Below are 13,422 nucleotides of genomic sequence, written 5' to 3'. Positions count from 1 at the left end.
TGCTTTGTGAAAACAGCCATATATCGATGAAACTTTTTAATATGTTCATCCGTTAATATGGTAGACAATATAATAAGATTGGAAGTGGATGTTATGAGTGAAAACAGACGTTTTAAACCGAAGAAGGCTGCGTTTAAGCGTTTAGTAGTAGCTTTCATCCTCATTGCAGTTGTTGCAGCTGGCATCTATGCTTTAGTAACTAAGACAGATGACCAGGCGAAAGACAACAACATTCGTGTTCAAAATGAAGAAAAAGAAGCGAAAAAAGAGCCAAAAGATGAGGGCGAAAAAGATGCAAAAGGTACGGTAACGAAAGAAACCTCGAATGAAGAAACTTCTTCAAAAAACACAACAAACCAAGATGAAACACCAATCAACATGCCGACCTATAATAAAGATGCGATTATTGCTAATGCAAAAACGCAAATTTATACAGTTTATACTGATCTACAACAAGGTTCTGGCTTCTTAATTAATAATAAAGGTGACATTTTAACAAATGCGCACGTAGCAAAAGACGCAGGGTTTGTTGTGGTGAAAAATGAATTGGGTCAAGAATTCCAAGGGAAAGTCATTGGTATTTCTGATAAAACAGATGTTGCATTAATTCGAGTACCTGATTTAGAAGGAAAAAATCCACTTGTACTTGATACAGCTACTGCAAAAGTGGGGACGAAAGTTGTTGCAATTGGTAGTCCAAAAGATCAATACGGTACTACTACAGAAGGTGTTATCCAAAGTATCGGTGCTGAATTCGTGGACGATTATACATACAAAAACTTGTATGAGATTACGGCACGCTTAAATAAAGGTTCAAGTGGTGGGCCACTAATTAATGCTGAGACAGGTAATGTCATCGGTATTAACTCTATTATTTTAGAAGATCACCCGGAGATTGGTTATGCAATTCCTCTAGCCTCTGTGATGGGACTAGTGAATAAGTGGTCAGCGCAAGATATTAAGATTGATTTCAATGAAGATACAGAGTTTGATAATAACCATGCAGATGAAGCTTACTTTGATGAGAACTTCTTAAAAGAAAGTATGGAAAGTTATTATGTATTATTAATTCAATCCATTAAAAATGGTAAGCACAAATACTATGATACGTTCATCGGAAACCGTCCAGCAATGAAAGAAGCAGACGCGATGGTATCACGTTATACAAAAGATAAGCAGTTTAAATCACTTGATTACAATGTAACAGGTGTCACAATTAACAAAGATTATGCAACAGTAACAATGAATACTGTAGCGAAGTATGTAGATCCAAAAACGAAAAAGACACATACGATTACAGAAAATGTGGCGTATACAATTATTATCAATGATATTGGAGAGTATGAGATTTCAAGTATTATTGTAAACAGTTCTGTAGATACAGGTAAACAAGTAGAAGAAAAACCTGTAGAAAAACCGACAACTCCTGTTGAAAAACCAGAAGTAGATGAGCCAGAAACAGAAGAACCTCCAACTACAGATGGTAAAGATGATACAAAAACAGATACTGAAAAAGAAGATGTGCCAGCAGATACATCTAGCGTAGATAGTACAACAGAAGAATAGTGAAACAGATTGGGGTATAAATGTAAAAACTACTATCCCACATAAGCATAAGAAAAACTGGAATCGCGCTGTGTCGTGGTTCCAGTTTTTCGTTGCAAACACTAAAAAAGAAAGTAGTATGTTTACCTCAGCTTGTTTCTATACAAAAAAAGAGTAGCTTTACATGAGCTACTCTTTTATCACGAATTTAATTAGACAACTTGAATTAATTTAAGAATTAGAAACGGCCGTAACCTACTACATAACGATCCCAATAACCAGAAAGAGATTGGTACTGAACACGGTTACCAGCAGCGTGTAATAATTGACCATTACCAGCATACATTGCTACGTGTGTAATACGGCTGCTACCTACAGAGAAGAATACTAAATCGCCAGCTTGTAATTGGCTGCGAGATACCTTCTTAGAAGCTGCGTATTGAGCGCCACTTGTACGTGGGATAGATTTGCCAGCTTTGTTTTTGTAAACATAGCTAGTGAATCCAGAACAGTCGAAACCGCGTGGTGTTGTACCACCCCATACATATGGAGTACCTAAAAACTGAGAACCATAAGAAATTAATGCTGAACCGTTGTTAGATGCTTTTTTAACTTTTTTAGATGAAAGATACTTTGCATTCATCCAACCAGATTTACCAGTATATGTACCATAAACCCAAGTTGTACCGTTTACAACTTTTTTAGATGATAATTTGACTTTGTTACCGTTTTTAAGTGTTTTTACAACTTTAGAGTTTACTGTAGCACTAGAGCGCATATTTAGTGATCCGTCACCTGAGTAAACATATTTTGTAGCTGAGTATTGAACTGCTTTAGAAGTAGCAGCAGAAGCATCCGTAGTTGCTCCAAATAAAGATGATAGTGCGATTGCGCCCGTGGCGATTGTTGAGATAACTAATTTCTTAAACATGTGAGTCCTCCAATAAATTCGTTTTTTATGTAATCGTTTTGTTTAAATTCGTAAGTAAAAATTAACTACACTAACTTTATAAAAAATCAACACATCAAACAAGGCTAATTCAGTTACAGTTATATTACAGTTATATTACAAAAACTTAGCTTAAAGATATTAATATTCAGATAATATAAGTTTTATAGGGTGGTTTTCATGTTTTTTTGAGAATTTATGCTTTTTTTTATTATATGTATATAGAAATAGAAAAAATACTACTGACGTATATTACACTATGTAATATATGTCGAAGAAAAACAGCCTAATACGAAAAAAGAGAAACCGCTTTTTAGCGATTCCTCAGCTTTTATTATAAGCGACCATAACCTGCAAAATGTTCTTTCCAATAACTTTGATAAATACTAGAAATTTCTACGCCGTTATCACCAGAATGAATGAATTGACCGTTACCCATATAGATGCCTAAATGCGTAATACCTGCTGCGTACGTATTTTTAAAGTACACGATATCTCCAACCTTTGGAGAACTTACTTTAGTGGACATATTATAATATCCTGCTGCACTGGTACGTACAATTTGTTTACCAGATTGGTTGAATGTGTAATAAATAAAACCAGAACAGTCGAAGCCTCTTGGAGTTGTTCCACCCCAAGCATATGGTGTTCCAATAAAACTTTTAGCAATGTTAATGAGGCCATTTTTGTTCGTTGGGTTGCTAACTGGTTTTGTATTACTATTCGAACCAGACCCCGTACTTGGTTTTGTTACAGTTACTTTGCCTTTGACTTTAAGTTTTTGTCCAACATAAATGATGTTAGTTTTCAGATTATTCAGTTGACGAATATTTTCAACTGTTGTGTTATATTGTGCTGCAATCTTCGCAAGATAATCTCCATTTTTCACAATATATACAGATGTATTTGTAGAAGATGAAGGTTTCGAGTTCGATACAGGCTTTTTATTAGGTGTTGTAGTTGATGGTTTTGAAATAGTTGTTACTTTGCCTTTGACTTTAAGTTTTTGTCCAACGTAGATGATATTAGTCTTTAGATTATTCAGTTGACGAATTGAATCGACTGTTGTGTTATATTTCATGGCAATGGCGTATAAGTAATCTCCATTTTTCACAGTATAGACGCTACTAGAAGTACTTGATGTATTCAATTTTTTATTCGTAGTTGAACTTGATTTTTTTGGCGTTGTTACTTTTGATGAAGATGAAACTTTTAATTTTTGATTAACAAAGATTAAGTCAGACTTTAGATTATTTAGCTGTTTTAACTTTGCTACCGTTGTATTATGCTTCATTGCAATGACATATAAACTGTCTCCACTTTTAACTGTATAAGTTTTTGAACTGGCTTCTGCATCAGTGTGACCTGCGACCATAACGGCAGCTCCTACCGCTACAGCTGCATAGAGTGACTTTTTCATTCTAATTTCACGCTCCTTCGAATCAATACCATCTTTAGTCAATTACCTTTTAATAAAATTAACTAAACAAGTTTTTTATGTAATAAAGTATTAAAACATTCAAATGTTTGGTTCAATAGCCTTATATTTGTATTTATTCTAACATAGTCTAAAAGTATTGGGAACGCTATTTTTTTTAGGTAAAATGAATTTTTCAAAAACATTTCAACTCAAAACAAGTTTGATAGTATGCATATTTGATAGTGAAGGTGAAAATTAACAATTATAATAAAAATATATCAAGAATGAGGTCTTTTGAACCTACTTTTGAAATATTTGTCACGTACAGTATTTCACATAAAAGTCACATAAAATGGATGGGGAAATACTAGATGACTGTAGAGTTTCTTCTATATTAAATGTTATTAAGGTTATAAAGAGTAGGGCGAATTCAATGATTGATTTGGACACGCGCTTTGGTGGTTGGACCACTCGAAGTTCGATTCGGGACATTCACCCTTCTAAACGGGACATTCGAGAGCGAAAGTGGGTCACTCGCTCAAACGACTTTAATTGCTCCCTCTTCGTACTTTCTTCAAGGCTTTTGAGTAATCTAAAAGGACTTGAGTTGCCTATATATGTGTGAATTCGACCATTCGGTTGGCAAAACGGGACATTCGCTGAAGTGTTTGGGCCACTCAAAGTTCGATTCGGGACATTCACCCTTCTAAACGGGTCATTCGAGAGCGAAAGTGGGTCACTCGCTCAGATATCCGCTTCATTCACTCAAAATCATCCCACATAAAAATACCCTCTCAGAAATCTTCCGAGAGGGTATTTTCTTATTTATACAAGTGCGTGTTGCGCTACACTTTTCTTTTGTAGTTCATCAATTGAGTACACGCGTCCAAGTTCATCTTTATAAACGATATGTTCTTTTGAGAATTTAGTTGGTGAGTCAATACCTGCAGCAGCAGCAACACGGTATAAACCTTCACGTAAGTTTAGAATGTAGTTCGATACGCGATATTTCTTCTCGTCTACAATTAAACCATTTTGTAGTTTCGGATTTGTTGTTGCTACACCAGCTGGGCACTCATTTGTATGACATTTTTGAGCCATGATACAACCTACTGAAATCATAAAGCCACGTGCGATGTTAATTAAATCAGCACCTAATGCTAGAATAATGGCTGCTTTATCAGCTGTAATGACTTTACCTGATGCGATAATTTTAACGCGATCACGGACGCCATAACGTACAAGTGCATCTTGTAATAATGGTAAAGCTGTATGAAGTGGTAAACCAACGCTATCAGCTAGTTCTTGATATGTTGCACCTGTACCACCTTCACCACCATCAATTGTGATGAAGTCAGGACTTTGACCAGATTCAGCCATATAACGTGCTAACGAATCGGCATCTTCAGGGCTACCTAGAACAATTTTAATACCAACTGGAAGACCACCAGCTTCACGAATATCATCAACAAAGTTGAATAGTGTAGGGAAGTCATCAAATTGACGGAAACGGTTTGGTGAGTTGATTGTTTTACCAACTTCTACACCACGAATTTCAGCAATCTCAGGTGTTACTTTTTCACCTTCAACGTGACCACCACGTGTTTTTGCGCCTTGTGCTAATTTTAATTCAAATGCTTTTACTTGTGGAATTGCAGCTTTTTCTTTTACTTTTTCAATGTTAAATTCGCCTTCAGGAGTACGGAAACCGAATAAACCTGAACCAATTTGAACGATTAAATCTGCGCCACCTTTTAAATGGTGTGGTGATACGCCACCTTCGCCTGTGTTCATCCAAGAACCAGGAACTTGACCGATACCAGTTGATAATGCTGTGATCGCATTTCGACCTAATGCACCGTAACTCATTGCTGATTGGCCGAACATTCCTTTTACATGGAATGGTTCGCGGCAGTTTGGACCTAACACAACTGCGTTTTCATCCGTTAATAACCAAGGTTTCGCATCTACAGGAACAGTATGTTCTTTACGAGAGAATAACTCGTCATGATCGATTACATATTTTTGTGTTTTAACAGGATTACTTTGATCTGCTTGCATCTCTTCAACTTGTTTTGTAAATGTGGCGTTACGAATATAAAAACCTGCTTCTTCAAAGTTACGTTTTGAACCGAAGCCAATTACACTACCTAAGTATTTCCCAGGTAATACGATGTGTAAGAATTCTTCACGAGAAAATGGTTTCCCTTTATTGTCATCATCGAAAAGGTACTGACGAAGCTCAGGTCCGATTTTTTCAGTTAAGTAACGTACACGTCCTAATACAGGGAAGTTACGTAAGATAGAGTGTTGTTTTTGTTTGCGGTCTAATAAATAGAAAGCGATTGCAAAAATGATTGGAATAAAAATTACCAAGCCAATAATAACTAATAATACAGTTGTCAACAGATTTTGCGAATCCATTGTGTCACGTCCTTTTCATGTTTTGATTATGTCTATTTTGTGAATGTATATCAATAATGGATTAAATATATCACAATTCGAGATAGATACAACCCCTTTTTCATAAAAACTATATAAAAAGAAAAGTCAGTTTATTTAAGTCTTTAATGTTTAAAGAAAAAGAGCGGAAAGTAGATTTCACGCTCTTTTCATTTATAGATTATTTTTTCTTCATTATAAGAGAAATAATATAACCGATAATGGCACCAATTAATGCTGGAATGAACCAACCAAGACCATATTCAGCTAGTGGAATTGCATTTACAAAGTCAGTGTATGCTTTAAATGTAATACCAGCAGCGCCTAAACCATCATATATACTGATGAAAGCAGTGAAGATCATCGCTGTAATATAGACAGGGCGTGCATCATTAAACCATTTTGAAGCAAGAACTAATAGCATTAAAACGATTGCTAATGGGTAAATCGCGAATAGAACGGGCAATGAAATTTTGATTAGTGATGCTAATCCAAAGTTTGCAATACCTGTACTGAAAACAGCAAATATAATCACCCATGTATTATAGCTAAATTGTGGGAAGATTTTATAGAAAAACTCAGATGAAGCTGTCATCAAGCCAATTGAAGTTGTTAAACAAGCTAAAATGATAACGATTGTTAATAGTACATTCCCGAATGAACCATATAATTCATAAGCCGACTTTGTAATAATCTCTGTACCTGAACCGATGAAACCGATTGTTTGAACAGAAGAAGAACCGATGAAACCAAGTGATACATATACAAGTGCTAAACCAATTGCCGCAACAAAAGCAGCGAAGATTGTGATTTTTACAACAGCAGGACGATGTGTAATATTCTTACCCTTTAATGCTTGAACAATAACAATACCGAAAATTAAAGCGGCTAAAAAGTCCATTGTTAAGTAACCTTGTTTAAAGCCTTCACCGAAAGGACTTGATACATAACCTTCAACAGCTTTACCAGGACCAGCCATTGGTGTAACGATTGCTTTAATAGCTAATGTCGCAATAACGATTAATAAAGCAGGTGTTAATACACGTCCAACCGAGTCAATTAATTTACTTGGCTTCAATGCAAAGAACATTGTAACAGTAAAGAAAACAATTGTGAAAATTAGTAATGGCCAATAAGCATTTGCTGTTGCTTCTGATAAATATGGTTTTACACCTAATTCGTAAGAAACTGTACCTGTACGCGGCATCGCGAAGAATGGGCCAATTGCTAAATAGACAATCGCTGTAAAGATGATACCGAATTTTGGACTGATACGGCTTGCCATATCTTGCAGCTCACCGCCTGATTTTGCAACCGTGATTACACCAAGTAATGGAAGACCTACACCTGTTACTAGAAAGGCAATCATCGCGATGACAAAGTGGTCACCCGATTTTTGACCTAATTCTGGTGGGAAGATGATATTACCCGCACCTAAGAATAGTGCGAATAACATGAAACCTACTGAGATTTTTCCCCAAAGGGACAATGTTTGATTTTGCATATACAGAACTCCTTTTCCGAAAAAATACTTAAATAATTTATAATTACGAAATATTTGTTTTTATCTGAAAATTCAAATTACAGATGGAAAACTAACTTCAATATAGTAACATGAAAATGACCTAAAAGAAATGAAAAATTTATCTTACAAACATATTTTATGTTTTAAAGAAGTAATTGTGTATGTTAAATAGAAAAAAGAAGTATTTTAAAGGCTTGTAACGTTGATGTAAAAGGTATGTTAAGGTCTTGTAATTCTCCACTTAATTCCAAATACCTATGGTAATGTAGTGAATATGGAGGTGTGCGAGATGCACGTGTGGAAAAAACTACCCATTTATAAAAAATATTTATTTGCAGTAAGTGTAACAATTCTTTTATTCGCGATTATGACGATTCTGTTAGTTGGTCAAATTATCGAAAATCGAAAATGGTCCAATGAGTTAAATGAATTATCAACAGAAGTAAATCATTTAGAAAGTCTCTCAAAAGGATATGCGACGTTGTACATCGCCATCAATCATTATGTGGGTGATCCGTTACCAGGTTTTGAAGAAGATTATCAGAAAGCAAAAGAAAAAGTACAGCAAAAAATCAAAAATGTACAGTCTATAAGACAAGAGGAAATGCAATCGGTGTTACAGACAATGGATGATTTATACGAAAATCGTTTAAAAAAATCCGTTGAGAAAAAAGATAACATTGCAAAAAGAAGACAATTGAATTCAGTATATTATACATATAATCAGTTTGATGAAAAAATTATGAAGGAAACAGAAGCTTTATCGAAAGAACGTGTTTACATTGTAAAGCAAATGCAAACTTCCCAACAAAGTACGCTTGTATTATTAATCGGCTCCTTTCTAGTTGCAATTTGCGTATCATTCCTTCTTTTATTTATAACAAATCGACAAATTAAATTGCAATTGAAAAGTTTGTCAAATTCTGCTAAAAATGTAGCGAAAGGTAATTTACGTATTACAGATGTGCCGGTTGAAACACAAGATGAACTAGGTGACGTAACAGCCGCTATGAATCATATGAAAGAACAATTGAAGGATACACTTCGAATGATTCAATTCGGTGCTGTGGAGATTTCGCAGCATACAAGAGAGTTGAAAGACACAACGCGAGCGTCTTATGATGGTTCTGAGAATATGGAACTTCGTTTAAGTGAAGTGCTTGCAGAATCGCAAGAACAGCAAGCAACTTCAGAGGCAATTATTCATTTTGTTACGCATTTTTCAGAGAGTTTAGAAGATATGATTGGGCGTTTAGATGAATTGACGACAAGTGCTGTTACAACTGTGAAACATGCAAGAGTAAGTAATGAGTCGATGCACCATTCAGTTCAGACGATGTTTAAGTTGCAACATTTAGTCGGTGAAGCAGACGAAGAACGCCGCATATTAGAAGAAAGAATGACGGATATCGTACGCGTATCAAATAGTGTAAAAGAGATTTCACGTCAAACACATTTATTAGCATTGAATGCAGAAATTGAAGCAGCGCGTGCTGGTGAAAGTGGAAAAGGTTTTGCTGTAGTGGCGACTGAGGTACGAAATTTAGCAGAGCAAGTGAATGTAGCAGCACAACATATTCAAAATGTATCTCAAGAAATTCATGCGCAAGGTGCACGCATGGCAGAAACATTCGAGAAAAGTTTAGAGTGTTCGCATGATACATTGGGAGCTGTAGAGAAAACATCTAATAATATGAAGAAAATTATGGAAGGGTTAGAGACATCACAATATCATTTCACTGCAATAGAAGAAAATGTTCAAACAATTGAGAAAGAAAAAGAACAGGCAGTCGAATTAATTGAGCAATTAGGTGATACGTTAAAACGTAGTACGCAGCAAATTGAAGAAACAAATCAGCTCGTACAAGAGAATAAGCAACAACATTCAACCGTTCTATATGAAGTGGGACAAGTTTATGAAAAGGTACAGGAGATGCAAAAATCAACTGAACGTTTTTCAATATAAGGTTTCATTTTTAAAAAAAGTAGGTATTGAAAGGAAATAAGGGAATTTATGAGTGCTTCTAAGTAGTTTTTAGGCTTTATATAAAATGATGCGAAGAAGCACTTCTTTTATTGCAACCTCTTCAAAAATGTAAGCGTCTTATTAAATAGGACATACTATAGTTAGAAATAAATAGTAGACACTATTCTCTTTTTAAAATTTCATGCTATAATACAGTGTATTTAGAATTACATTAAAATGAACTGTTGGTATAGAACAGTTTTTCATTATATAAGGAGGAAGAGTATGAGCTACCTCGCGTTGATTGCAGCTTTTGTTGCATCTGTATTACTAACTCCACTCGTTAAAAAGCTTGCATATCGCGTTGGTGCCGTCGATCGACCAAACTATCGTAAAGTGCATGCTAAAATCATGCCACGATTGGGTGGTCTTGCAATATTCCTCGCGTTTTTAATAGGTATATTAATTTATCGACCTGAAAATGATGCGATGATTCCAATCTTAATTGCAAGTTTCATTATCATTTTAACGGGTGTTTTAGATGATATGCTCGAAATTTCAGCGAAGTCAAAATTCTTAGGTCAGACGATTGCAGCAGCAATTGTCATTTTCTTTGGAGATATTCAACTCGCATCAATTAACTTGCCATTCGGTGGCGAATTAGATTTTGGTTATTTAAGTATTCCGTTAACATTAATTTGGATTGTTGGGATTACGAATGCGATTAACTTAATTGATGGGCTAGATGGTCTAGCAGCTGGTGTGTCAACGATTGCATTATTAACACTCGCTGCCATGGCATTCATTATGAATGATGTATTCGTTCTTATGATGGCGCTAATTTTAGCAGCTAGTTCATTCGGATTCTTATTTTATAATTTCCATCCAGCGAAGATTTTCATGGGGGACACAGGTGCATTATTCCTTGGTTTTATCATTTCTGTATTAGCCTTACTTGGATTTAAAAATGTTACATTCGTTTCTTTAATCATTCCAATTATTATGTTAGGCGTACCGATTTCTGATACATTCTTTGCTATTGTGCGTCGTTTATTAAATAAACAACCACCTTTCCAGCCTGATAAATCACATTTACATCATCGATTATTAAGCATTGGTTTTACACATCGCCAAACGGTCTTAATTATCTATGGAATTGCTGCGATGTTCGGTTTAGCAGCCATTATCTTCTCTATGGCTAAGTTATGGGGAGCAATCTTACTCGGTATTATTTTATTACTTGTAATTGAATTATTTGTAGAAGTAATTGGACTGGCAGGAGCGAAATATCGCCCGCTACTCAATCTCGTTAAAAAAAAATAAAAAAATGAGTAACTAAAGGTTTTCAGCAGAATGCTTCTGTTGGAAGCCTTTTTTGGTGACTTAAATTAACTATTCCAGTGTGAATTCGAACATTGGTGTGGCGAAAATGGGTCACTCGAAGAAGTGGTTGGGACACTCGTCGTTCGATTCGGGACATTGGAGGGCGAAACGGGTCACTCGCCCGACCTTTAAAACCCATAAAAAAGCGTGTGTACAAAATGTACACACGCCAATCATTTCATTTAGTTGTTATCACTATAAGAGTTTGAGCTATAGTCTTGTCCACCATTACTATTCCCACTATAGTTTGAATAACTACCATCTGATGGATTTTCACTCTGTTCTTTCGTTCCGGCTACGCCGTTATCCGTAGTGGTAGATTCATCATCAGTCGCATTCGTTGTTGTTGAATTGCTTGCATTCCCACCTTTATTACTATGAGAATCTAAACTTTGATCAGGTGTTAAACCAAGTTGTTTTTGAAGTTGTTGACGTACATTTAATACGCTTTCGTCATTCAATTTAAAATAGTAAACACCAGTTGACATATCATTTGTTCCTTCTAATTTAAGTGATGTAATTTTAGGCATCCCATCTTTTAAATAAGAGAAGAATGACTTCATCTCATCGAATTTCATATTCGTTGTCATATTGTCACCAATTGCTGTTAGTAAAGCATCATATTTTGTGAAAGATGAAACAGAAGTTGCTTTTTTCGCAATTGCTTCTAAAATCATTTGTTGACGTTCACCACGCTTAAAATCATCGTCATAGTGACGTGTACGTGCTAAAGCAAGTGCTTCACGACCATTTAATGTTTGAACACCTGGTTGTAAATGAACTGTACGTTTATCATTTTCATCTAACTCGTCTAATTTGTAAGGTACATCGACTTCAATACCATCTAGTGCATCAACGATTTGAATAAATGCATCAAAATTCAATTCAAAATAATAATCGACAGGAATATTTAATAAATTCTCGACAGAATCAATCGTTGAAAGGATACCTGTTGAATCTGTATGCGCATGTGTAATTTTATCTTGGTATTTAAACGCAGGAATATACACATAAGAATCACGAGGAATACTCAATAGTTTTACGCTATGATCCTTATTGTTGAGTGTAGCAAGCATCAATGAGTCTGAGCGTGAATGGGTATTTCCTTGTCCACGTTTTTCACTATCATCTACACCTGCAAATAGAATTGAAATATTATCTTCAAGCGGTTTTACTTGTTCTGTTCGTAATTCAGATTTCACGCGACCGTTATTATCATAAGCTTTATCTGCCGCTTTTTTACCTACATAATATAAATAGGCAAGGTAAGAGCCTGCAACGAGTAAGGCAATCAATAAAATAATTAAGGTTACTTTTAAAATCCCGCCACTCTTTTTTTGTTTCTTTTTGACGTGACTTTTGTAAACCTGTCTTTTTCTTGGCATAAAAGTTCTCCTTTAAAAATAGTCTTCATCGTACTCATGTCTTCTAGGTTGTAAGACGCTATTGTTTTTTAAATGGTTGCTTGTCAAATAAAATCAGACAATGATTTTTATTATACTATGTTTTTGCTGAAAATTAAAATTCTAAAAAGCGCTCTTCTATAACGGAGATAGTACATTGTCCACTTGTTAAATTTGTCATCCATTCTCTAAATGTATCTTCTTGAAAACGATCAACGAATACAAAGAAATCGACGCCTTCCATATAGACAATATCATCTAATATATAATCAGATTGTCTAATTTCATTTTCGATTTTACCTAGTAATGTGTAATCAACTGATACCTTCATTTTTTTGTGTAATTTTCGTTCGACAATTTGAGCTGCTTCTAATCCTTGTGAAGTCGCTTTACCATATGCACGAACTAATCCACCCGCACCTAATTTTATACCACCATAGTATCTAGTCACGACAACAACACAATCTTTTAATCCTTGTTTTTTCAAAACATCAAGCATTGGAACACCAGCTGTACCACTCGGCTCACCATCATCGTTTGCTTTTTGAATTTGATCATGTTCACCAATTAAGTAAGCAGAACAGTTGTGTGTAGCACTACTATGCTCTTTTTTTATGTGTTGAATGAACGATAAAGCTTCTTCTTCTGTCTCAACTCTGGTACAATGTGCTATAAATCTTGACTTCGAAATGATAAGTTCTTTAGTCCCTAAAGACTTAAGTGTTCTATAATTTTCTCTCATTTTGTTTTCTCCTTGTTAAAAAAATAGTAAGACCCTTAAAAATGTCA

The 13,422-nt window shown here is 35.1% G+C and carries 9 protein-coding genes; 3 read left to right on the top strand and 6 right to left on the bottom strand.

Features of this window, described 5'->3' with window-relative positions; translation table 11 throughout:
- Window positions 1–93: 93 nt before the first annotated feature.
- Window positions 94–1,566 (top strand): S1C family serine protease, encoded by a 1,473-nt coding sequence (locus ACKVQX_RS02935; protein ID WP_409135995.1) that lies wholly within the window; start codon window positions 94–96, stop codon window positions 1,564–1,566.
- A 217-nt stretch (window positions 1,567–1,783) separates the two neighbouring features.
- Here the strand turns inward: ACKVQX_RS02935 and ACKVQX_RS02930 are convergent, their stop codons facing one another.
- The 4 genes from ACKVQX_RS02930 to brnQ all read right to left on the bottom strand — a co-directional run bounded on the left by ACKVQX_RS02930 (window position 1,784) and on the right by brnQ (window position 7,860).
- Window positions 1,784–2,476 carry a C40 family peptidase gene (locus ACKVQX_RS02930; protein ID WP_068455643.1) on the bottom strand — a complete coding sequence of 231 codons (693 nt, stop codon included), beginning with the start codon at window positions 2,474–2,476 and terminating at the stop codon, window positions 1,784–1,786.
- 352 nt (window positions 2,477–2,828) lie between these two features.
- Window positions 2,829–3,914 (bottom strand): LysM peptidoglycan-binding domain-containing protein, encoded by a 1,086-nt coding sequence (locus ACKVQX_RS02925; protein ID WP_068455640.1) that lies wholly within the window; start codon window positions 3,912–3,914, stop codon window positions 2,829–2,831.
- 825 nt (window positions 3,915–4,739) lie between these two features.
- The gene (locus ACKVQX_RS02920) at window positions 4,740–6,338 is read right to left on the bottom strand and encodes an FMN-binding glutamate synthase family protein (RefSeq protein ID WP_409135994.1); all 1,599 of its coding nucleotides are present in this window, start codon (window positions 6,336–6,338) and stop codon (window positions 4,740–4,742) included.
- A gap of 199 nt (window positions 6,339–6,537) precedes the next feature.
- Window positions 6,538–7,860 carry a branched-chain amino acid transport system II carrier protein gene (brnQ, locus tag ACKVQX_RS02915; protein WP_087682305.1) on the bottom strand — a complete coding sequence of 441 codons (1,323 nt, stop codon included), beginning with the start codon at window positions 7,858–7,860 and terminating at the stop codon, window positions 6,538–6,540.
- 310 nt (window positions 7,861–8,170) lie between these two features.
- Here brnQ and ACKVQX_RS02910 point away from each other — a divergent pair, with 310 nt between their 5' ends.
- Together ACKVQX_RS02910 and ACKVQX_RS02905 are read left to right on the top strand one after the other, a co-directional pair.
- Complete coding sequence (locus tag ACKVQX_RS02910) at window positions 8,171–9,847, top strand: methyl-accepting chemotaxis protein (protein ID WP_409135993.1); 1,677 nt, start codon at window positions 8,171–8,173, stop codon at window positions 9,845–9,847.
- A gap of 285 nt (window positions 9,848–10,132) precedes the next feature.
- Entirely contained in the window at window positions 10,133–11,170 is a 1,038-nt protein-coding gene (locus tag ACKVQX_RS02905) for a glycosyltransferase family 4 protein (protein ID WP_409135992.1), read from the top strand.
- 242 nt (window positions 11,171–11,412) lie between these two features.
- On the opposite strand, the gene ACKVQX_RS02900 is transcribed toward ACKVQX_RS02905, so the two are convergent.
- Together ACKVQX_RS02900 and ACKVQX_RS02895 are read right to left on the bottom strand one after the other, a co-directional pair.
- A complete protein-coding gene (locus ACKVQX_RS02900) occupies window positions 11,413–12,615 on the bottom strand; it encodes an LCP family protein (protein ID WP_082701474.1) in 1,203 nt (400 codons plus the stop codon).
- A gap of 133 nt (window positions 12,616–12,748) precedes the next feature.
- A complete protein-coding gene (locus ACKVQX_RS02895) occupies window positions 12,749–13,375 on the bottom strand; it encodes a YigZ family protein (RefSeq protein WP_068455624.1) in 627 nt (208 codons plus the stop codon).
- Between the last annotated feature and the right edge of the window lie 47 nt (window positions 13,376–13,422).

This window comes from Kurthia sp. ISK08, from assembly GCF_046159805.1.
Classification (GTDB): domain Bacteria; phylum Bacillota; class Bacilli; order Bacillales_A; family Planococcaceae; genus Kurthia; species Kurthia gibsonii.
This window is presented reverse-complemented; position numbering and strand designations above follow the sequence as displayed.